Raw genomic sequence first — 21039 nt, forward strand, 5'->3', positions numbered from 1 at the left:
TGGCAAAGCTCAAGCCGATGGACCCAGCCTTTGAGTAAGAGCGCGGTCCTACTTCGGACATCCCAGTAAATTAACGCGATGACGCAAACCAAAGCGTCAGAAAAGAAGAGTTTTTCAACAAAATCGGGCGCGTGTTTCGTGCGCTGGATGCCGATGCGGTCATGGTGATCGAGGCCCCCGACACGAACCGAAACCGCGATGGCGCGCGCGCCTTGGAAGGCTTTGCCGCGCAGTTTGATCTGCGCGCGCGGGTTGCTCTGATGGGCTTTGCCAATGACACGCAGCAGGAAATTACGCTGCTTTATGACCCGGATGTTCTGAGCGCGCGGCATGATCCGCAGGACAGCGATGCAGCACCCGGTTTTGACACGGATTTTGCGATTGATTTGGATATCGACGCGGCGGCGGAGGTTGTGTCCTTCTCGAAGCCGCCGTTGGAGGTCGCGGTTGAAGCGGCGTCTGGTTTTGCCTTTCGAATGATCGGAGTGCATGCAAAATCCAAAGCACCCCATGGCGCGCGGACGCCGGACGAGGTGATGCGCATCTCGATTGCGAACCGGCGCAAGCAACTGGCGCAGTGCATCTGGCTGCGCGCGCGGGTCACACAACATCTGGAGGCGGGCGATCCGCTGATTGTTCTAGGTGATTTCAACGATGGTCCCGGGCTGGACGAGTATGAAAAGCTCTTTGGACGCTCCAGCGTCGAGATTGTGCTGGGCGAAGGCGATACTGCCCTGTTCGACCCCCATGCGCGCGCTGCCCTCACGCAGCGTATTGGGGCAGTGCCAACGTCATCGCGCTTCTTTCTTGCGCATGAAAACAGATACTTACAGGCTTTGTTGGATTACATCATGGTCTCGGCTGATATTCGCAAGACCAACCCGCGCTGGCGTATCTGGCACCCGTTCGAGGATGCGGGCTGCTTTCATATGCCTGAACTGCGCGAAGCACTTTTGACCGCGTCAGATCATTTTCCGGTCACGGTTGATTTGCAGGTTTGACTTAAAATCGGCGCGGTTTTCGCCTATATTCATCATATGAAACAGATCGCTGCTGCCCTTGCCCTCTCGCTGACCTTGACCCCTGCTGTCGCCCAAGACAGCGAGGTGGAGGAGGGTTTTAGCCTGATGGAACGTGGCGCGAAGCTGCTGTTTGAAGGGCTGATGCAAGAGATGCAGCCGCGTCTGGACGAGTTGGAGAGCATGACCCGCGAGCTTGAGCCGAAGTTTCGCGATCTGATGTCCAAGATGGGGCCTGCGCTGGCGGATCTGGCCGAAATGGTCGATGATTTCAGCAATTATGAAGCGCCCGAGATGCTGGATAATGGCGACATTATTATTCGCCGCAAGCCCGAGCCGTTGCAGGACGGTGAGATCGAGATTTAGCGCGCGACGCGAACCTTCGTTTCGGCTTCCAGCGAGCTTGCGAGTGAATTGAAGCGCGCCTCGGCAACCTCGCCATAAAGTGCGACGGCGTCTTTGGTTAGCACCAGTTCCAGCAGTTTTTTCTTGGGGAACCAGCGCAATTCACCCATCTGCCCTCCCGGTTGCAGCCAAAGCATCGCGCCAAAGCGCATCGCTTTGCCAAGGATTTCGGCTTCGTTCTGCTCTTTTTCCGTAAGTAACTCGCAAAGGTCTTCAAAGCGCGTCCCTTCGCGCTTGTTACGATAGCGGTGCAGCAGGGACAGCCCCAGAAACACACGTTCGGAGTGTTTGAGGCCACCCAGATTGGCGCGGGTAGCGTTATCGAATGTCACTTCGGCGCGGTAGTCGGGATGGGCGCGCCAGCTGACATCGTGGAGCAGACAGGCGGCTTTGATAATGCGTTTGCGCTGCGGGTTAGCGGCGCGGAAAAGCGGGCTGATGAAGTTATGCAGCGTCTTGCCGAAACCGGGCAGCCGGGCGTCCTTGGCCTCGGCAAAACGGCAGGCCTCGATCAGGGGATCGCGGTCGCGCAAGCGTTGGGGCATTTGCTCGTACAGCATTCCTTCGCGGATGCCGTAGCTTGAGATCGCGATGTCGCGGGGCTTGAATTGGCGCACAAGCTCTTTCAGCACAAGCGAGGCGAGCGGGATCAGCGACATACGCGCCGACGAAATCCCGACGCGCGAGCGCAGCTCATCAAGATCCTGATCGGCGATCCATTTGACGGTTTCGCGGACGGATGTGGCAGTCATGCGGTATTCGTGCAGCACGTAAAGCGGATAGCCGCGCCGTTCCATATCGAGCCGGGCGATCGCGCGCCACGACCCACCGACGAGAAAAAGCCGCTGATTGGTCCAGTCGATCTCGTCCTTGAGGCCGGACATGACCTCTTTGATATGGGCCTTCGCGCCTTTCTTGCCGCCTTTGACGTCTTTCAGCTTAAGCGGACCAAGGGGGGAGGTGACGCGCTTGCCGACGCGACCTTCCCAAAGGGTCGCAAGCTCCATTGACGAGCCGCCGATATCGCAGACCAGACCGTAGCTGCCGGGCCAGCCCAGTAGGACACCTTGGGCGGATAGGCGGGCCTCTTCCTCGCCGTCGATGACCCAGAGGCGCAAGCCGGTTTCAGCCTCGACCTCGTCGCGGAACTCAGGGCCGTCGCTGGCTTCGCGGACGGCGGCGGTGGCCACAGCGGTCAATGGCGTAATGCCCATGCCTTCGGCCAAGCGTTGAAAGCGCTTGATGGCGGACAGCGCACGAACGCGGCCTTCGGGGTTCAGATGGCCCGTGTCAGACAGCCCCGCCCCTAGCGCGCACATGATCTTTTCGTTGTAAAAATACGCAGGCGACCGGGCCGCGCCGTCAAACACGACCAGACGAACCGAGTTTGAGCCGACATCAACCACGCCGACACGGCTTAGCGCGCGGGCAGACGGGTCCTCAAAAAGCGGGCGACCGAATGGTCCCCAATCCTCGGATTGAGCGATATCTACGGATGGCTCGGCGCGTGCGTCGTCCATGAAGTCCCCCGGGCGTCTGTCCTTTGATGCGACAGCGCAGGCGTTCCGTCAATCCTCGGTGTGGGTGAGCTTTGGCACATCGCTGGCCCCGGCAGAGCCGCGACCCGACAGCGACGGGTTCTCCATGAAGAAGCGGTGGCAGTTGAAGGCGAACGTGCCATCGGGGATTTTGGCGCGGGTGAAACTGCCATCCGGCCCCATGACCCAGCTTTGGGCAACATCAGCCAGATTGGCGGCCATGACCTGACTGACGATCTGTGCTTTGACAGTCGAATTTTCGATCTCGATCAGGGTTTCGACGCGGCGATTGAGGTTTCGGCCCATCCAATCGGCGGACGAGATATAGACGCGGGCTTTCTTGTGGGGCAGCCCGTATCCATTGCCGAAACAGACGATGCGGGAGTGTTCCAGAAAGCGCCCGACAATTGATTTCACACGGATATTCTCGCTCAGGCCCTTGATGCCGGGGCGCAAACCACAGATGCCGCGGATCACAAGGTTGATCTTCACACCTGCCTGCGAGGCCGCATAAAGCGCGTCGATCACATCGCTGTCGATCAGCGAATTCATCTTGGCCCAAATCTCGGCGGGTTTGCCGTTCTTGGCGTAATCGGCTTCGGCGGCGATGCGATCCAGCAGGGTCGATTTCAGTGTGAGCGGCGAGATGGAGAGATTTTCCAACTCGTCCGGTTGGGCGTATCCCGACAGGAAATTGAAGACCTTGGTGGCGTCGCGCCCCAGCGCCGGATCGCAGGTGAACAGCGACACATCAGTGTAGATGCGTGCGGTGATCGGGTGGTAATTTCCGGTGCCGTAATGGGTATAGGTGACCAGTTTGTCGCCCTCGCGGCGTACAACCGTGCTGATCTTGGCGTGGGTTTTATAGTTGATGAAACCGTAAACCACATGCGCGCCCGCGCGTTCCAGACGGCGCGATTGGCGGATGTTGGCGGCCTCGTCAAAGCGGGCCTTCAACTCGACCAGCGCGGTGACGGATTTGCCGTCCTCCGCCGCTTCGCAGAGCGCCTCGACAATCGGAGAATTCTTCGACGTGCGATAGAGCGTCTGTTTGATCGCAACAACATTCGGGTCGCGGGCGGCTTGGCGGATGAAGCGCACGACCATGTCGAATGTCTCGTATGGGTGATGCAGAAGCATGTCCTTCTGGCGGATCGCGGCGAGCATATCGCCTTCGTGATCGCTGACCCTTTCCGGCACGCGAGGTGTAAACTGCGGCCATAGCAGATCGGGGCGATCATCCAGGACCAGTTCAGACAGGTCAGAAATGCCGATCATGCCGTCCACTTCAACGACCTCTTCGTCGGACACATCAAGTTCGTCCATCAAGAGCGCCTTAAGCGCGTCGGGGGCGCCCGCCGAAAGCTTCATGCGGACCACTTCACCGCGACGGCGGCGTTTCAGAGCGGTTTCAAATTCGCGCACAAGGTCTTCTGCTTCGTCCTCAACCTCAAGATCACTGTCGCGCAGCACGCGGAAGGTGCAGTGCCCTTTGAGTTTGTAACCGGGAAAGAGGCTGTCGAAATGCGAAAGCAGCAGGTCTTCGAGCAACACAAAACGCGCGATGTCGCCGGGCAGCTTCACGAAGCGGTCGATCTGATGTGGGATCGGCAAAAGCGCTTGCAAAGGCGTCTTGTCGGTCTTGCGCTCCAGCGAGAGAGCAAGCGAATAGCCTTCATTCGGCAGGAAGGGGAACGGGTGCGCAGGGTCAATCGCGAGGGGCGACAGAACCGGGAAGACTTGCGTCAAAAAATGCTCTGTCAGAAAGGACTTGTCTTCCTTGTCCAACGCGTCGGGGGCCATGAGGGTAATGCCTTCGGCTTCCATCTGCGAGCGGATCTTCTGAAAAATGCTTTGCTGACGCTCCATCAAATTGCGGGCGTCTGCGTTGATCAGCTTGAGCTGCTCGGCTGGCGTGAGACCATCGGCAGCGGGGGTTGTGTTGCCCGCATTGGCCAGTTCGCGCAGGCCTGCAACGCGGACCGTGAAGAATTCGTCCAGATTGGTGGCCGAGATAGACAAGAAGCGCAGACGTTCCAGCAAAGGAACGCGCGGGTTTTCGGCTTCTTCCAGCACGCGCCAATTGAAGCCAACCCAGCTAAGCTCTCGATTGAAAAACCGCGATGGTGTCGTCATGTCCCCCTCGACCGCGACGGGCTCGGGGAAGGGCGCTTTCAGAAAATCAGCAGGGCTCATAACGGGGTTCATGGGGGCGCTTTGTATCAGGGAAGTGACAATCATGCACCTGAGGTGGCGATTTTGTCCAGTATATCAATGGCCAAGCCGCGATTGATCTCGCGCCCCGATTGCAACGCTTCGGCGTCCATGGCCGCCACGATGGTGCCAGCTTGGGCAAAAGAGCGGTCCATATTGGCGGCCAGATACTTCACCACGGTCAAGGCGGGCTTGAGCTGGCGATCATCAAAGAGCTTGAGCAGCACCGCGCTGAGTAACGCATCATCCGGCAAGGCGATGGCAACGGTGTTCGTCGCCTGCATCCGGCTGGCCAGATCGGGCAACGTCAAGGCCCATTGGCTGGGTGCGGTGCTTGCGGTCAACAGCAACGGCTGACCCCGTTCAGCCATACGGTTGTGCAGGTGAAATAGGGTGGTTTGCGCGGCAGTGTCTGAAGCGATCTGGTCGGCATCCTCGACCGCGATGGGGTGGGTGGCCAGCGCGTCGATATCCTGCGCCGTGAGGGCATCGGCGGCAATCAATTGCGCGCCCACATCACTGGCCCAGACATGGGCGAGATGGGTTTTGCCTGCACCTGTCGGGCCGGTCAGCACCAGTTTGCCGTTGGGCCAAAGGGCAGGCGTCTCCAACGTTGCGACGGCGGTCGCATTGGCGGGCGAGACAAAGAAATCCTCGCGCCCCAAAGCCGTTTTGCTGGGCAGATCAAAGGTGAGTTGTTTGGCCATATCAGTCGTCAGTGTTGGGTTCTTGCTGGCCCGAAAGACCATTATAGAGCCGTCCGTCTTTATACCGGCTGATCGCAAACCGCGCTATGACGCCGATCATGGCGGCGACGGGGACAGCGACAAGCATTCCGACAAAGCCGAAAAGTGAGCCGAAGACCGACAGCGCAAAGATCAGCCAGACCGGGTGTAGCCCGACGCTGCTGCCCACAAGGTTTGGCGTCAGGATATTGCCTTCGACCATCTGGCCCGAGAAGAAAACGGCAGCTACAGCGGCCAACATATACCATTCGCCCCAGAACTGGAAAATCCCCAGACCCAGCGCGAGCCCTCCGCCGACGACAGCCCCCACATAGGGAATGAAGGAAATCAGCCCGGCGATAAAGCCCACGACAAGGCCGAAGTTAAGCCCGATGATCATCAGGGCCACAGCGTAATACGTGCCAAGGATCAAGCAGACCGTGCCTTGGCCGCGAATGAAGGAGGCGAGGGTCTTGTCGATCTCTTTTGCCAGATGACGCACGGTCGGGGCGTGATCGCGGGGCAAAAGATCGTCGATCTTGGCGGTCATGTTGTCCCAGTCAAGCAGCAGATAGAACGTCACGACAGGCACGATCACCACCAGAACGAGAATGTTCACCAGCCCTGCCGCCGAGGTCACGACGGTGTTGAGAAGCTCGGCCCCGCGGGATTCGATCGCCTCCCCGATTTTGAGGAGTTGCTGACGGATCGTGCTGTCCTCGACCATGATCGAGGGGAAGCGTTCGGCCAGAAAGGTCTGCAGATTGTTGAAAATTTCGGGCGCAGAGCGGATCAGCGCGCTGGTTTGCTGGATCAGGGTCGGGACGACAAGAAGGATCAGGACAGTGAAGATAACCAGCGCCACAAGGGTGATGACGATCGTGCTGGCAATCCGGCTGAGGCCCATTTTCTGCAAACGGTCTGCGATGGGATCAAGACAATAGGCCAGCGCGCCGCCTAGCACGAAGGGCAAGATCACATCCCCAAGAAACCACAGGATAATGAATAGCACCGCTGTGACGATGCTCCAGTATTTTGCTTGTTGTTCGACGGGTAAGCCCATGAGCGCCTCAACGATATCGGTCGTGATCTACATTGCGCGTTGCGGTCAGGCTTGCAAGGGGGCTCCGCCGACCCCCGGGGCCGACGGAGCGGTCCTGTTAGTGGCAGTCCGGACGCGTGCCTGGCAGCAGCACTTTGTCGATCACGTGGATCACGCCATTGTCTGCCTGGATGTCGGCGATGATGACATTGGCCATCTCCCCGGTGCCATCAGCGACTGTCACACCGTTTGCACCTTTTGTAATGCAGGTGCGCTCGGACGCGAGGATCGGCTTGAAGAAATTGGAGCCTGCGGGGATGTCGGCTGCACTCAGGTTGCGGTCATCGACATGATAGAGCAGCACATTGGTCAGCTGGTCCTTGTTTTCGGGCTGCAGCAATGTCTCGACCGTGCCATCTGGCAAGGCGGCGAAAGCATCATTGATGGGCGCGAAGACGGTAAACGGGCCGGGGCCGGAGAGCGTCTCGGCGAGACCCGCGGCTTGAACGGCGGCGACGAGGGTTGTGAAACGCTCGTCTCCCGCGGCGATATCAACAACAGTGTTGGCGCTGGCTGTGGTCGCGGCGAAAGTGGCAGCGGCAACCGTCATCTTGAAGATGTTTTTCATCGTTCTTATCCTTTGTTTTGCAAACCATGCTCTTTGCATGTGCAAGGGGTTACGGCAGGCGCGTCAAAGCGGTTCACCGTTCTGACGCGTCTGTTATCACGCGTGATCACTTGTCTGTGCCGATATGCGCCGCTACACCGCTTGGGACCGTTCTTTGACTGTGGATGACCCCGATGCGCCTGAGCCGCTATTTCCTGCCCGTTTTGAAAGAAAACCCTGCCGAAGCGCAGATCGTCAGCCACCGGCTGATGCTGCGGGCTGGGATGATCAAGCAAGCCAGCGCGGGAATCTATTCATGGCTGCCGATGGGCTTCAAAGTTCTGAAAAACATCGAAAACATCGTGCACGAGGAACAAATCCGTGCCGGTCACATCCCGATGCTGATGCCGACGCTGCAATCAGCTGATCTGTGGCGCGAAAGCGGACGCTATGAGGATTACGGCGAAGAAATGCTACGCATGTCGGATCGGCACGGGCGCGATATGCTTTACGGGCCCACCAATGAAGAGCTGATCACGGATATCTTCCGCAGCCATGTGGGCAGCTACAAGGACCTGCCGCTGACGCTTTATCACATCCAGTGGAAGTTCCGCGACGAGATCCGCCCGCGTTTTGGCGTGATGCGCGGCCGCGAATTCTATATGAAAGACGGCTACAATTTCGACATCGACTATGACAGCGCGATGCACGCCTATAATCGCCACATGGTCAGCTACCTGCGCAGTTACGAGCGGATGGGCCTGCAGGCCATCCCGATGCGCGCGGATAGTGGCCCGATTGGGGGCGATGACACGCATGAGTTCCTTGTGCTCGCGGACACCGGCGAGAGCGAGGTGTTCTACGACAGCGCCATCACCGATCTGACCTTTGGGGATCGTGCCGTCGACTATGACGATTGGGACGCATGCAAAGCCATCGTGGACGAGTGGACGACGCCCTATGCGCGCACGGACGAGACCCATGACGAGGCGCTTTTTAACGAAGTGCCCGAGGCCCGCCGTAAATCCTCGCGCGGGATCGAAGTGGGTCAGATTTTCTATTTCGGCACCAAGTATTCCGACGCGATGGGCGCCAATGTCGTGAATGACAAAGGCGAGCGTGTGCCGGTCCATATGGGCAGCCACGGCATCGGTGTGTCGCGCCTGCTGGGCGCGATCATCGAGGCCAGCCATGACGACAAGGGCATCATCTGGCCGGAAGGGGTGACGCCGTTCCATTGCGGGATCGTGAACCTCAAGCAAGGCGATGACGAAGCAGATGCCGCGTGTGAGGCGCTCTACGCATCGCTGACTGCGTTGGGGCTTGAGCCGCTTTATGACGACCGCAACGAACGCGCTGGCGGCAAGTTTGCGACAATGGACCTGATCGGTTTGCCGTGGCGCATCACGGTTGGCCCGCGCGGGCTGAAGAACGGTGTGGTGGAGTTAACCTGCCGTCGCACTGGCGAAAGCGAAGAGCTGCCCCCCGAGCAGGCCATTGAAAAGGTTGCGAAAATCTACGCCACGCTCTGAGTGGGGCGAAAACTTTTCTGAAAAGTTTTGAAAGAGTTTTCTGAAAACTCTTCTGCACGCAGGCTGAAAACGACGCTTTGTCGTATTTGAGCGCGCGCATGTCCTGTTTCGTGGCATGTTGTGTGGTGGGAGGACCGCCATGCACATCTTTTGGCGTTTTATACTGACCATCCGCACCATCGGTGCCCAACGTGGCCGCGCCGCGCGCGGAGCCCCTTTGATCTGAGCCTTACCCTCTCTTTCAGATCAAAGGACCCAAGTTATGAACCAGCTCAAACCCCGCCGTTCCGGAGGTCGCGCCGCCCGCAAAGCGCTGCGCGCCGCCCCGCTGACCGAAGATGTGCGCCCAGTGCGCGCAGGCCTTGAAGGGGGCACCTATAACCCGCTGACCAACGCCGATATCGCGCGTATCCACGACGCCGCCCTGACGGCGCTGGAAACCATCGGTTTGGCCGATGCGCCGCAAAGTGGCATCGAGGTGATGACCAAAGCCGGAGCGATCCTCGGTGAGGATGGCCGCCTGCGTTATCCCCGCGCCTTGATCGAAGACATGCTGAGTGTGGCCGCCAAGGACCTGACCCTATGCGCCCGCGATCCGCAGCATGATCTGGACCTCAGCGGCACCAAAGTGCATTTTGGCACTGCAGGCGCAGCGGTGCATATCGCCGATCCGGTCACCGGCGACTACCGCGATAGCACCTTGCAGGACCTCTACAAGGCCGCCTGCCTTGTCGACCGTTTGGACAACATCCACTTTCTGCAACGCCCTATCGTCGCACGTGATATCGCGAACAACCGCGAGATGGATCTGAACACGATCTACGCTTGCGTCAGCGGCACCACCAAGCATATCGGCACCTCAATCTCCGAGCCGGATTTCTGTGCCGATGTGCTGGAACTTTTGCACATGATCGCCGGGTCCGAGGATGCGTGGCGCGCGCGTCCCTTCGTGCTGAACTCCAACTGCTTTGTCGTCCCACCGATGAAATTCGCGACCGAATCCTGCGAAACGATGGAGGCGATGATCCGGGGCGGCATGCCGGTTTTGTTGCTCTCAGCCGGGCAGGCGGGCGCTACCGCACCTGCACCAATTGCAGGAGCCATCGTGCAGGCGGTCGCCGAATGTCTGGCTGGTGTTGTCTATGTGAACGCCATCGCGCCCGGTCATCCGGCGGTTTTCGGCACATGGCCCTTTGTGAGCGATTTGCGGACGGGGGCGATGTCGGGCGGTTCCGGCGAGCAGGCGCTGCTGACCGCTGGGTGTGCTCAGATGGGGCGGTTTTACGGGCTACCTTGTGGCGCGGCGGCAGGCATCGCGGACGCCAAGTTGCCCGACATGCAGGCGGGTTGGGAGCAGGCGATGTCGAACGTCATGGCCGGTCTGTCGGGCTTGAACATGGTTTATGAGGCTGCGGGTATGCATGCGTCCCTTCTGGGATTTTGTCAGCAATCTCTAGTGCTTGGGGATGATCTGCTGGGGCAGGCCCTGCGCTGTATTCGCGGCATCGAGGTGAATGAGGACACGCTCAGCCTTGAGACGATGGCGGCGACATGTGTCGGCGGGCCGGGCCATTATCTAGGCAGTGATCAGACCCTGCGACTGATGCAGACCGAGTATATTTACCCTGAGACAGCGGACCGGTCCTCTCCCAAGGAATGGGAAGAGCGCGGCAAGCCCGACCTTCTGGAAAACGCGACTGCGCGCATGCAGGCCATATTGGCGGAAGGCAGCCGATGCCGCCTCGCTGCTGACGTGGATCAGGCGATCCGGGCGCGGTTCAACATCCATTTGCCCGCCGGGTAACGCGGCAGTTGCTTGACCATCCCGCGCAAAGGCCGCACGGTCCGCCGTGAGCAGTTTGCAAGGATTTCAATGGCCAAAACAGCCCCCTTTGCCCCGTTTGAATGGATGATTGCATGGCGCTACCTGCGAGCCAAAAAGGCCGAAGGTGGCGTCAGCACGATGACGTGGATCAGCCTGATCGGCATCACGCTGGCCGTTTTCGCGCTGATCGCAACGCTGGCCGTGCGGTCGGGTTTTCGGGCCGAGTTCGTTGATACGATCCTTGGCGCGAATGCGCATGTGACGGTTTATAACTCGACCGTCGTCAACGAGTTCGGCGTGCAGTCCCGCACGATTGACGATTATGAGGCCATGGCCGAGCGCATTCGCGCCATCCCCGGCGTGACGCGTGTGGCCCCTCTGGTTAAGGGCCAAGTGATGGCCAATGCCGGCCAGAACAACACCGGCGTGCAGGTCTTTGGCATCTCGGAGCCGGATCTGAACACGATCCCGCGCGTGGCCAATCCAGAGGTCTCTCAGGGTGATATCGGGCGGTTCTCCGAAGGGGTTGCCATCGGCTCTGGCATCGCGCGCGAGCTTGGGTTGCGGCTGGGCGACCGGATCAAGCTGATCTCGCCCAACGGAGTGAAAACCGCGTTTGGCACCAGCCCGCGGGTGAATGCCTATGAGGTCGTCTATATCTTTACTGCCGGGCGGTATGACATTGATCGCACACGCGTCTACATGCCGTTTGAAGAGGCGCAGCTTTACTTCAACCGCGACGGCGTGGCCGACGAGTTGGAGGTCATGGTCGAGGAGCCAGAGGCGATCGACGATCTGACCTTACCGCTTTTGCAAGCCGGTGGAGAGCGCGCGCTTTTGTGGACCTGGCGCGATGCGTCGGGCAGCTTTCTGCGCGCGCTGGATATCGAGGACAACGTAATGTTCATCATCCTGTCGATCCTCGTTCTGATCGCGGCAATGAATATCATTTCGGGCCTGATTATGCTGGTAAAGAACAAGGGGCGCGACATTGGGATTTTGCGGACGATGGGGTTGACCGAAGGGTCACTGCTGCGCGTTTTCTTCATTTGCGGTGCGTTCACCGGGCTGATTGGCACGGCGCTGGGTGTGATCCTTGGCTGTCTTTTCGCGATCTATATCGACCCGATTTTCAGCGTGGTGAACATGATTTCGGGCGGCGGCGTCTGGGACCCGTCGATCCGCGGGATTTATGCGCTGCCAGCCAAGCTGGAGCTGGCGGACGTGCTGTCTGCCGTGGGTCTGTCGCTGGGGCTTTCCTTTATCGTGACGATCTTCCCCGCGCGCCGTGCCGCGCGCCTGAACCCGGTGGAGGCGTTGCGTTATGAGTGATGTTACTCTCCGCCTGCGCGGGATCGAGAAGGCCTATAACAAGGGTAAGTCAAACGAAGTCGCCGTGCTGCGCGGTCTTGATCTGGAGGTCCGCAAGGGCGAGGTCGTGGCATTGGTCGCCCCGTCCGGAGCGGGCAAGTCTACATTGCTACATATCGCAGGTCTGCTGGATACGGCAGATGCTGGCACGGTCGAGATCGCGGGAACCGATCTGACGAAACTCCCCGACCGTCGCCGCACCGCCGCGCGGCGCGAGAATATTGGCTTTGTTTACCAGTTTCACCATTTGCTGCCGGAGTTCACAGCGGCGGAAAATATCGTCTTGCCGCAATTGGCCAATGGAGTTTCCAAGGCCAGTGCAAACGCCCGCGCCACTGATTTGTTAAGCCGCGTCGGGGTCGAGCATCGCGCGGGCAATCGCCCCGCAGCCCTGTCGGGTGGCGAGCAACAGCGCGTTGCCTTCTGCCGCGCTTTGGCCAATGAACCCCAGCTTTTGCTGGCCGATGAGCCGACGGGCAACCTTGATCCCGCCACCTCAGACCGCGTTTTTGAAGCCCTGATGGAGCTTGTTCGCACCACCGGCCTGTCGGCCTTGATCGCAACCCACAATCTTGATCTGGCTGCACGGATGGACCGTGTCCTGCGCCTTGATCAAGGCCATCTGAGTGAATGATATGCCCAAAGTTGCCGTGACCGAAATTTACGAGACCAGCCGCAAGGCGTTAACCAACCACGGCGCAGCAACTTGGATTGCCGAAGAGGTCGCCAAGGCCGTCGCCCGCGCCGAAGCCCTCGGCAATATTATTTGCGGACTTTACTACCTTGAAAGCTACTGCACTCAGTTGAAATCCGGTCGCGTGAAAGGCGATGTGGAGCCGGATGTGCAAGCGATCCGCCCCGGCTTCATCAAGTCCGACGCGCGCTACGGCTTTGCGCAACCGGCTTTCACCCGTGCGCTGCCAATGGCTTTGGAGGCGGCGAAAACAAACGGCACTGCGACACTCGCGGTGGCCCACGCGCATACTTGCACCTCTTTGGGCTACTTCACCGAACAGATTGCGGAGGCGGGGTTCATCGCGATTGGCTTTACCAACGCCTCGCCCATTGTGGCCCCTCCCGGCGGCAAGGACCGGGTGATCGGCACCAACCCGATCTCGATGGCCGTTCCGGGTGAGGGCGCGCCTGCGATGCAGTTCGATTTCTCAACCTCAGCCGTCGCCTTAGGCAAGATCACCATGGCCAAAGCGGCAGGCGAAGCGATCCCGCTTGGCTGGGCTGTGGATGCCGACGGTCAGCCCACAACCGACCCAGAGGCGGCACTGAAAGGCTCTCTGGTCAGCACGGGCGGCTACAAAGGCTGGGGCTTTGGCTTGATGGGCGAGGTGATGGCAGCGGCCCTCACCGGATCGGTTAACTCGCTGGATGTCGGCGGTCTGAAGCTGCCCGATGGGCCACCCCACGGGCTGGGCCAGACCTATGTGATCCTCGATCCTTCCGTCTCACCCGATTTCGGCGCCCGCATGGCGCGGGTCATCGACGCGGTTGAAGCACAAGAGGGCGCGCGCATCCCAGGTGCGCATCGCACTGCCATGACCCATGTCGACGTGCCCGACGCGCTTTGGGACCTGACGCTCAGGCTTTCTGCGTAAGAAAGACCCCGACCGCCATCAGCGCAATGCCCGCTGCACGCATCGGGCCAAGCGCGCTGACCTGCGCGCCAAACAGTCCGAAATGGTCGATGGCCGCGGCAGAGATCAGCTGCCCCAGCAATACAAAAAACACCGCATTGCCGACACCAAATCGCGGTGCGATTGCGGTGATCGTCAGCACGTAAAACGCGATCAACGCGCCTGCGAACAGCAAGTATTTCGGCGCGGTCGCAACCTTTCCCAATGCGCCGGGGCCTTGTGTCAGCGCCACCACCGCCGCGCAGATAAAGGCCACTGCAAAAAGCACAACCGACGCGCTGGCGGCTGATCCGATCCGGGTTCCGAGTGCTGCGTTCAGAGCTGCCAAAATGGGGATGCCGATCCCGGCAGTCAGCATCGTCAGAGCATAAAATGGCATGGCCTCTCCCTTTCTCGCGCATCCTGTGTCAGTGGGGGACGAGGCGCAAGCACCCCTGCGCATCTTGTCTGATCCGGATCAAGGCGCGGCCCTTTGCCCCTGCTACACTGACCTTATGCCCAACCACGGAGGACCCGATATGCGATCCCTGACCCTAGCCCTGACCTTGCTTCTCGCTGCACCTGCCTCGGCGCAGGATGCCGACGCCGGACGCCTGCTTTACATGGATATCTGTGCGGCTTGCCATGGCCTTGAGGCCACCGGCAACGGCCCCATGGTCGAGGCGCTGACCATCGCGCCGCCTGATCTGACGCAACTTTCCGCAAATAATGACGGCGTCTTCCCCATTGTCCGCGTGGTCTTTCAGGTCGACGGGCGTGACCCGATGATCGCCCATGGTGGGCCAATGCCGATCTTCGGCCCTTATCTGGATGGCGGTGCCAGCGTCGCCATGAGCGCGCCAGACGGCACCCCGATCCTGACCAGCCCCGCGATTGCCGATCTGGTCGCCTATCTCGAGACGATCCAGAGCGAGGGCTGACATAACTCTCGCGGGAACGTGCGTTGCGTGTGAGGGCGCGGGCGCGGTTTAACCGGGGTAAAGGAGACCCCAATGTTCTATCGTTCCGTCCTCGCCCTTGCCTTGTCCCTCGCCACCATGCCCGCTTTGGCAGGCCCTGTGTCTTTCTCGGGCTGGCAAGAGCAAAAGTTTTTCCGTACCGCGGACAATGACTATGCGTTCCGCGGCGGGTCTTTGGGGATCGCGTCGGATCAGGCGGTATCCGTCGCCTATTCCGCGCTGGGCCAGGACATGTGGGACAAACGCGCGGCCTCCTGGAACTGGAGCGTGTCGCAATCAGTGCCCCCTACCGACCTGCGCGTGAAGGGCGGCGATGACCGCAACATCTCGCTTTATTTCGTCTTCATGGACCGTGCGAGCGCCGAGCGCGCTGGACCAAACCCGCGTCTACGCTCGCTTCTGGGCAACAAGAACGCGCGGATGCTGGTTTATGTCTGGGGTGGAGATCACAGCCGGGGGCAAGTGCTGGCCTCCCCCTATCTCGACACGCGCGGCGTGACGCTGATTAGACGCGGGGCAGGGACGGGGTCTTTCTCGGAAAGCGTCGATCTGGCGGCGGATTATGCCAAGGTGTTCGGCGGCGCGCCGGATGCGCTGGTGGGGGTCGCTGTGTCGGCGGATAGCGATGATACGGAGACGGCTATTCGGGCCGAGGTGAGCGGATTGGTTTTGCGTTAACTGCACACCCTTTGAGGCGTCTTCGCCGCCCATTCATTGAAAATCAGCTCCGTTAACCTTAATTAATAATTGGTTAACGGAGCATTTTTATGAAGTCTTTTATGATCGCTGGCCTGAGTGCCACAGTCGCCATTCTCAGCATCACCCCGGCTTTTGCCCAGCAATGCCATAACAGCTATCGCGGCGCATGTGTGCCGATTGCATCGGATGTGGATTGCGCAGGTGGGAGCGGCAACGGCCCGGCCTATGTGCGCGGCCCTGTGCAGGTCGTAGGGCCGGATGTGTATGGGCTGGATCGGGACAACGACGGGATCGGGTGCGAGTAAAGTCGCGCACCGCGTTGGAACAAACGCCGCGCCCGAACCGAGGGGTGGGCGAGAAGCGCCCGAGTGGTGCTATGGGTATGCCTTGGGCGTGACGGGGGAGGTTCGGACAGCATGTCAATAGGAAGCCTAAGAGACAGCAAAAACCCTGACGCGTTGATACTGTTTTTTGGGAAAGACGCAAATACCAGCACTCGCTAGCAGACAGGCGCAAGTTAGACTATGCAACCCTAGTTTGCTTTCGACGGATGGAGAAGCGTTAGTCTAATGTCTGGTTCAGGTAACGAATTCCTCTTAGGGGACGTCATGCGTGGCGAAAGGGCCTCTTTGAGAAAAAGTCTGCTAGATGTTCATAGGGAGTTGAAGATTAAGGCGGCCTACATCTCGGCTATCGAAAACGCTGATGCATCCGCATTTGAGACTCCTGGCTTTATCGATGGTTACGTGCGGTCTTATGCGCGGTATCTTGGGCTGGACCCCGAATGGGCGCTAGATAAATTCTGTCTCGAAAGTGGGTTCGGGTCTCAACAGAAATTGTTTCCTTTCACTCAGACTGAAACTAAGCCCAAGATTTCTCAATTACCCAAGAACCAAGCGCTACTTCGGGTTGTGAAGAGTTTCGTGTTTGTGATTTTCTATCCGGTGCTAGTTGTCTTTGATGTTTTCAACTGGATCGTAAGTCGGGCAACACGAGCCGAACCCGGAAGCAAACTCTCTTTTCAAAGCGTTTCCTCATCAACTACCGACTGGTGGGCCCTGTTTTCAGTTTGCGCAGCGATACTGGCAGGCGTCCTCTTCTTTTTTTCTTCCGCGCTGCCAACAGTATCTGACTTACCAACGAGACTACTTCTAACGAGTCTTTTCGCAATCTCGATTGGGTTCATGACCGCTTGGTTCAATCCGAAGTTCTTTTTCGCTCGGATTACCTTGCTCTTGCTCGGTCCGATGTTTATCGCATCTGTTTTTGGCGCCGAAGTACAGGTAAAAGCAAACGGTGAGCTGTTCGGAGGTTATCTTTCGTTAGGAAAAGATTGGGATCCTGTCGAAACGGTTGTTCTGGGTATTCTCTGTGCTTTGGCAATGCTGTTACATAGGCGAGACCAATAAAACGCTAAACATCCAACTCCTCAACGAACTGCGCGTTCGCCTGGATATACTGGAACCGCATTTCCGGCTTTTTCCCCATCAACCGCTCGACCAGATCACCCGTTTCCCCCGGTTCGTCCTCGTCAATCGTGACGCGGATCAGCTTGCGGGACGCGGGGTCCATCGTGGTCTCCTTGAGGTCCTTCGCGTCCATCTCGCCCAGACCTTTGAAGCGGCTGACGTCAATTTTTCCCTTTCCGCCCAGACCCTTCTCAAGCCAGTCGTCCCGCTCGACCTCGTCCAGACAGTAGACCCGCTTGGCCCCTTGGGTCAGGCGGAACAGCGGCGGGCAGGCCAGATACAGATGTCCCGCGTCGATCATCGGGCGCATTTGGGTGAAGAAGAACGTCATTAACAGTGACGCGATATGCGCGCCGTCGACATCGGCGTCGGTCATGATGATGATCTTGTCGTAGCGCAGATCGTCGACGTTGAAGCGGGTGCCGAGGCCGACACCCAGCGCTTGGGTCAAATCGCTGATTTCGGCGTTCGAGCCGAGCTTTGACGACGCGGCCCCCAGCACATTCAGGATCTTGCCGCGCAAGGGCAGAAGCGCTTGGGTTTTGCGGTCGCGTGCCATCTTGGCGGAGCCACCAGCGCTGTCGCCCTCGACGATGAACAACTCGGTCCCGTCGCGGTTCGTGGCGGAGCAATCGACCAGCTTGCCGGGCAAGCGCAGCTTCTTGGTGGCGGATTTGCGTGCGGTCTCTTTTTCCTGACGACGGCGCAGGCGTTCTTCGGCCCGCAGCACCAGAAAATCGAGGATCGCGCCTGCGGATTTTGTATCCGCTGCCAGCCAGTTGTCAAAGTGATCGCGCACCGCGTTCTCGACCAGTTTCTGCGCCTCAACCGTGGCCAGACGGTCCTTGGTTTGGCCGACAAACTCCGGCTCGCGGATAAAGCATGAGACCAGCGCGCAACCGCCCGTAATCAAATCATCACGCGTAATCTGTCCTGCTTTGCGGTTATTTATCAATTCACCATAGGCCCGGATACCCTTGAGGATCGCGGCCCAGAACCCGGCCTCATGGGTGCCACCCTCAGGCGTGGGCACGGTGTTACAGTAGCTTTGGATGAACCCGTCGCGCGACGGCGTCCAGTTGATCGCCCATTCGACCTTGCCGGGCGTGTTGAACTTTTCCTGAAAATCAACCGTGCCCGCGAAGGGCTGTTCGGCATAGGTCGAGGCGCTGCCCAGCGTTTCGGACAGGTAATCCGACAGGCCGCCGGGGAAGTGGAACACGGCCTCTGTCGGGGTCTCGCCATCGTCGATCTCGGATTTCCAGCGGATTTCCACGCCCGAGAACAGGTAAGCCTTCGAGCGGATGGATTTGAACAGCCGCGCGGGCTTAAAGCGGTGCTTGCCGAAAATCTGTTCATCGGCGTGGAAGGTCACCGTGGTGCCGCGCCGGTTGGGGGCCGCGCCGACCTTTTCGACGCCGCCTAAGGGCACGCCGCGCGAAAAGCGTTGCTCGTAGACTTCCTTGTTGCGCGCGACCTGCACGACCATGCTGTCGCTCAAAGCGTTGACGACCGAGGCACCCACGCCATGCAAGCCGCCCGATGTCTGATACGCCTTGCCGCTGAATTTACCGCCCGCGTGAAGCGTGCAGAGAATCACCTCCAACGCGGATTTGTCGGGAAACTTGGGATGCGGATCAATCGGAATGCCGCGCCCGTTGTCACGCACGGTCAGGGCATAATCCGCGTGCAGCTCCACCTCGATCCGGTTGGCGAACCCGGCGACAGCCTCGTCCATGGAGTTATCCAGAACCTCGGCCACCATGTGATGAAGCGCGCGCTCATCCGTGCCGCCGATATACATGCCTGGGCGTTTGCGCACAGGCTCCAGCCCCTCCAGCACTTCGATGGAGGAGGCATCGTAATCGGTAGGCTCCGGGGTGCCGGAAAGAAGGTCGTCGGCCATGGCAGCTGCTCTTATTCTTAAGGGTTTTCCCCAATAAAGCAGGTTTGACGGGGCGGGGGAAGATGGATCGGCACGGGATGGGTCCAATCCTGCCCCGCGCGCGCCATATTTTGACGCCATATCAATGCTCGGAAAAGAGCGATACTGAATAGCAAAAGGCATGTTATGGCTGTGTATGGGCCATGCTGGACCGCGCGTGACGAGTGAAACGAGATGACTGTGAACCAGACAATTTTCGATCTTGACCCTGATAGTCTGACCGGTCCGTTAGGCGCGCATCATCATGCACGCTTCACGGGGCAAGGCGCTGAACTTCTTGTACATTTTGCGACGACTCCGAAGGGGATGGATGCCGATCAGCATCATTCGCCGCTTGAGGCGCAGGCGCGCCAGCGCGGTTGGTCTTTGCTGACGATTGTGGCACAGGCAGGTCATGATTTCCGCGCCGATGCAGTGATTGGTTTCTTTGATCGCTGCGTGGATGGCGCGATTTTCGATCAGTTCGAGCAAACGCTTTTCTATGGTGACGAAGATGGCGGCTATGCCGCGCTGTGTTATGCGCTTTCCGCACCCGGCGCGCGGATTGTTAGTGTGACACCCAAAGCCGCGGCTCAGCCACCACAGGCCCGGTATTTGCCAGAGTCCAAGAACCTTGCCGTGGCATCCCGCCTTATCTGGCTGCATGACCCGACAAGTGCCGATGCCATGAAACCGGACGAGGCGGCACAGGTGCTTACCACACGCTTTCTTGCGCCGGAGGCCGAGGCGCGCTTGCTGCGTTACGGTGTGTTCTGGACCCTGCTAGAGGGGGCTATGGGCGGCGGTGTCGCGCCCAGCGCGATTTACAAAGGCCTGCGCGCCCGGCGGGATGATCAACGCTATATCAGGCGGTTGCTGGCGCTCTGCAAGCCAGCCGACCGTCAGGCGCGTGCGGCTGTCATCGCAGGCTCGTATGCGGCGCGTAGCGGGCATCCTCGTTACCGCGAAACTTATCGCAAATTGATCGAAGCGCATGATCTTAAAGGATTTATGCCGATCTGAGGCATTCTGCCTCACTTGATTCAGCGCAAAGTAGACCGTTGCGCGATGCGCTAAGGCTCTGTCGACACGACAAGGAGACAGAGATGGCCACCCCAAACCCCGCCAATAAATCCGCACTCAAAGCGGTTGCCCCCACACCCGAGGCGGATGCCTTTGAGACAGGGCAATACCCCTATGAGACAAAGCTCTCGCGCCGCTCTTACGAGACGCAGAAAGCGAAGTTGCAGGCCGAATTGCTGAAGGTTCAGCTGTGGGCGCAGGAGACGGGGCAGAAGTTTGTGCTTTTGTTCGAGGGGCGCGATGCAGCGGGCAAGGGCGGCACGATCAAACGCTTTACCGAGCATTTGAATCCCCGTGCCGCCCGCGTTGTCGCGTTGAACAAACCCACCGATGAAGAGCGCGGCCAGTGGTACTTCCAGCGCTATGTGAATCATCTGCCCACAAAGGGGGAAATGGTCCTTTATGACCGCAGTTGGTATAACCGCGCAGGTGTAGAGCGCGTGATGGGGTTCTGCGAGCCCGGTGAATATCTGGAATTCATGCGTCAGACGCCCGAATGGGAGCGGATGCTCGTGAACTCTGGTATTCGGATGTACAAATACTGGTTCTCAGTAACCCGAGAAGAGCAAAAGCGCCGCTTTGACAGCCGCGCCGAAGACCCGCTCAAGCAGTGGAAGCTGAGCCCGATTGATAAGGCCAGCCTGGGCAAGTGGGATGACTACACTGAGGCCAAAGAGGCGATGTTCTTTTACACCGACACGGCTGATGCGCCTTGGACAGTGATCAAGTCCAACGACAAAAAGCGCGCGCGCCTGAACTGCATGCTGCATTTCCTCGACAGCCTCGAATATCCGGGCAAGGATTTGAAGGTCGCGAAAGCGCCTGATCCGTTGATCGTCGGCCGGGCCGGTCAGGTGATCCACAAGGCGGACCATATTCTGGGAACCTCTTTGCATCCTGCACAGCGAAAGGCTGCCAAACCGGCACCCGCCGCTGAATGATGTCTTGAGCCTGCGCGCCCGACCCCCTATTTCAGGG

At 59.2% G+C, this 21039-nt stretch carries 19 protein-coding genes and 1 pseudogene; 13 read left to right on the forward strand and 7 right to left on the reverse strand.

All coding sequences use genetic code 11. The annotated features are described in order from the left end of the window. Nucleotides 1-131 precede the first annotated feature (131 nt). Together KUW67_RS11450 and KUW67_RS11455 are read left to right on the forward strand one after the other, a co-directional pair. Complete coding sequence (locus KUW67_RS11450; protein WP_370634971.1) at nucleotides 132-1001, forward strand: endonuclease/exonuclease/phosphatase family protein; 870 nt, start codon at nucleotides 132-134, stop codon at nucleotides 999-1001. A gap of 36 nt (nucleotides 1002-1037) precedes the next feature. Beyond that, a complete protein-coding gene (locus KUW67_RS11455; RefSeq protein ID WP_224825452.1) occupies nucleotides 1038-1385 on the forward strand; it encodes a hypothetical protein in 348 nt (115 codons plus the stop codon). On the opposite strand, the gene KUW67_RS11460 is transcribed toward KUW67_RS11455, so the two are convergent. The 5 genes from KUW67_RS11460 to KUW67_RS11480 all read right to left on the reverse strand — a co-directional run bounded on the left by KUW67_RS11460 (nucleotide 1382) and on the right by KUW67_RS11480 (nucleotide 7571). Continuing rightward, nucleotides 1382-2944, reverse strand: a complete 1563-nt coding sequence (locus KUW67_RS11460; protein WP_224825453.1) for a Ppx/GppA family phosphatase — start codon at nucleotides 2942-2944, stop codon at nucleotides 1382-1384. The genes KUW67_RS11455 and KUW67_RS11460 overlap by 4 nt on opposite strands. A 48-nt stretch (nucleotides 2945-2992) precedes the next feature. Next, the gene (locus KUW67_RS11465) at nucleotides 2993-5158 is read right to left on the reverse strand and encodes an RNA degradosome polyphosphate kinase (protein ID WP_224825678.1); all 2166 of its coding nucleotides are present in this window, start codon (nucleotides 5156-5158) and stop codon (nucleotides 2993-2995) included. A 41-nt stretch (nucleotides 5159-5199) separates the two neighbouring features. Beyond that, nucleotides 5200-5883: a DnaA ATPase domain-containing protein gene (locus KUW67_RS11470; protein WP_224825454.1), complete on the reverse strand. Its 684-nt coding sequence runs from the start codon at nucleotides 5881-5883 to the stop codon at nucleotides 5200-5202. Nucleotide 5884: 1 nt separating this feature from the next. Beyond that, the gene (locus KUW67_RS11475) at nucleotides 5885-6964 is read right to left on the reverse strand and encodes an AI-2E family transporter (RefSeq protein WP_224825455.1); all 1080 of its coding nucleotides are present in this window, start codon (nucleotides 6962-6964) and stop codon (nucleotides 5885-5887) included. Nucleotides 6965-7061: 97 nt separating this feature from the next. Continuing rightward, entirely contained in the window at nucleotides 7062-7571 is a 510-nt protein-coding gene (locus KUW67_RS11480; RefSeq protein ID WP_224825456.1) for a fasciclin domain-containing protein, read from the reverse strand. Nucleotides 7572-7744: 173 nt separating this feature from the next. Here KUW67_RS11480 and proS point away from each other — a divergent pair, with 173 nt between their 5' ends. The 5 genes from proS (at nucleotide 7745) to KUW67_RS11505 (ending at nucleotide 13888) form a co-directional block, all read left to right on the forward strand. Further along, nucleotides 7745-9082, forward strand: coding sequence for a proline--tRNA ligase (proS, locus tag KUW67_RS11485; RefSeq protein ID WP_224825679.1), 1338 nt, complete (start codon nucleotides 7745-7747; stop codon nucleotides 9080-9082). 262 nt (nucleotides 9083-9344) lie between these two features. Beyond that, nucleotides 9345-10886: a trimethylamine methyltransferase family protein gene (locus tag KUW67_RS11490; RefSeq protein ID WP_224825457.1), complete on the forward strand. Its 1542-nt coding sequence runs from the start codon at nucleotides 9345-9347 to the stop codon at nucleotides 10884-10886. 69 nt (nucleotides 10887-10955) lie between these two features. Further along, on the forward strand, nucleotides 10956-12239 hold the full coding sequence (locus KUW67_RS11495; RefSeq protein ID WP_224825458.1) for a lipoprotein-releasing ABC transporter permease subunit: 1284 nt from the start codon (nucleotides 10956-10958) through the stop codon (nucleotides 12237-12239). Beyond that, nucleotides 12232-12912 (forward strand): ABC transporter ATP-binding protein, encoded by a 681-nt coding sequence (locus tag KUW67_RS11500; RefSeq protein WP_224825459.1) that lies wholly within the window; start codon nucleotides 12232-12234, stop codon nucleotides 12910-12912. The genes KUW67_RS11495 and KUW67_RS11500 overlap by 8 nt, the downstream gene beginning before the upstream one ends. A 1-nt stretch (nucleotide 12913) precedes the next feature. Continuing rightward, complete coding sequence (locus KUW67_RS11505) at nucleotides 12914-13888, forward strand: Ldh family oxidoreductase (RefSeq protein WP_224825460.1); 975 nt, start codon at nucleotides 12914-12916, stop codon at nucleotides 13886-13888. On the opposite strand, the gene KUW67_RS11510 is transcribed toward KUW67_RS11505, so the two are convergent. After that, nucleotides 13872-14306 (reverse strand): DMT family transporter, encoded by a 435-nt coding sequence (locus tag KUW67_RS11510; RefSeq protein ID WP_224825461.1) that lies wholly within the window; start codon nucleotides 14304-14306, stop codon nucleotides 13872-13874. The genes KUW67_RS11505 and KUW67_RS11510 overlap by 17 nt on opposite strands. Before the next feature lie 139 nt (nucleotides 14307-14445). On the opposite strand from KUW67_RS11510, the gene KUW67_RS11515 reads away from it, so the two are divergent. From KUW67_RS11515 to KUW67_RS11530, 4 genes and pseudogenes are all read left to right on the forward strand, one after another. Further along, entirely contained in the window at nucleotides 14446-14847 is a 402-nt protein-coding gene (locus tag KUW67_RS11515; RefSeq protein ID WP_224825462.1) for a cytochrome c, read from the forward strand. Between the two features lie 72 nt (nucleotides 14848-14919). Then, nucleotides 14920-15564 (forward strand): DUF3047 domain-containing protein, encoded by a 645-nt coding sequence (locus KUW67_RS11520; RefSeq protein WP_224825463.1) that lies wholly within the window; start codon nucleotides 14920-14922, stop codon nucleotides 15562-15564. Between the two features lie 89 nt (nucleotides 15565-15653). Next, nucleotides 15654-15890 (forward strand): hypothetical protein, encoded by a 237-nt coding sequence (locus KUW67_RS11525; protein WP_224825464.1) that lies wholly within the window; start codon nucleotides 15654-15656, stop codon nucleotides 15888-15890. Between the two features lie 264 nt (nucleotides 15891-16154). After that, nucleotides 16155-16410: pseudogene (locus KUW67_RS11530) on the forward strand (helix-turn-helix domain-containing protein); the annotation flags it as partial. A gap of 588 nt (nucleotides 16411-16998) precedes the next feature. Here KUW67_RS11530 and parE read toward each other — a convergent pair. Further along, entirely contained in the window at nucleotides 16999-18960 is a 1962-nt protein-coding gene (gene parE / locus KUW67_RS11535; protein ID WP_224825465.1) for a DNA topoisomerase IV subunit B, read from the reverse strand. Between the two features lie 219 nt (nucleotides 18961-19179). Here parE and KUW67_RS11540 point away from each other — a divergent pair, with 219 nt between their 5' ends. Beyond that, on the forward strand, nucleotides 19180-20001 hold the full coding sequence (locus KUW67_RS11540) for a hypothetical protein (protein ID WP_224825466.1): 822 nt from the start codon (nucleotides 19180-19182) through the stop codon (nucleotides 19999-20001). An 83-nt stretch (nucleotides 20002-20084) separates the two neighbouring features. Beyond that, complete coding sequence (ppk2, locus tag KUW67_RS11545) at nucleotides 20085-21002, forward strand: polyphosphate kinase 2 (protein WP_224825467.1); 918 nt, start codon at nucleotides 20085-20087, stop codon at nucleotides 21000-21002. Nucleotides 21003-21039 lie beyond the last annotated feature (37 nt).

Origin of the sequence: Cognatishimia sp. MH4019 (assembly GCF_020177595.1) — a bacterium.
Classification (GTDB): domain Bacteria; phylum Pseudomonadota; class Alphaproteobacteria; order Rhodobacterales; family Rhodobacteraceae; genus JAHTBL01.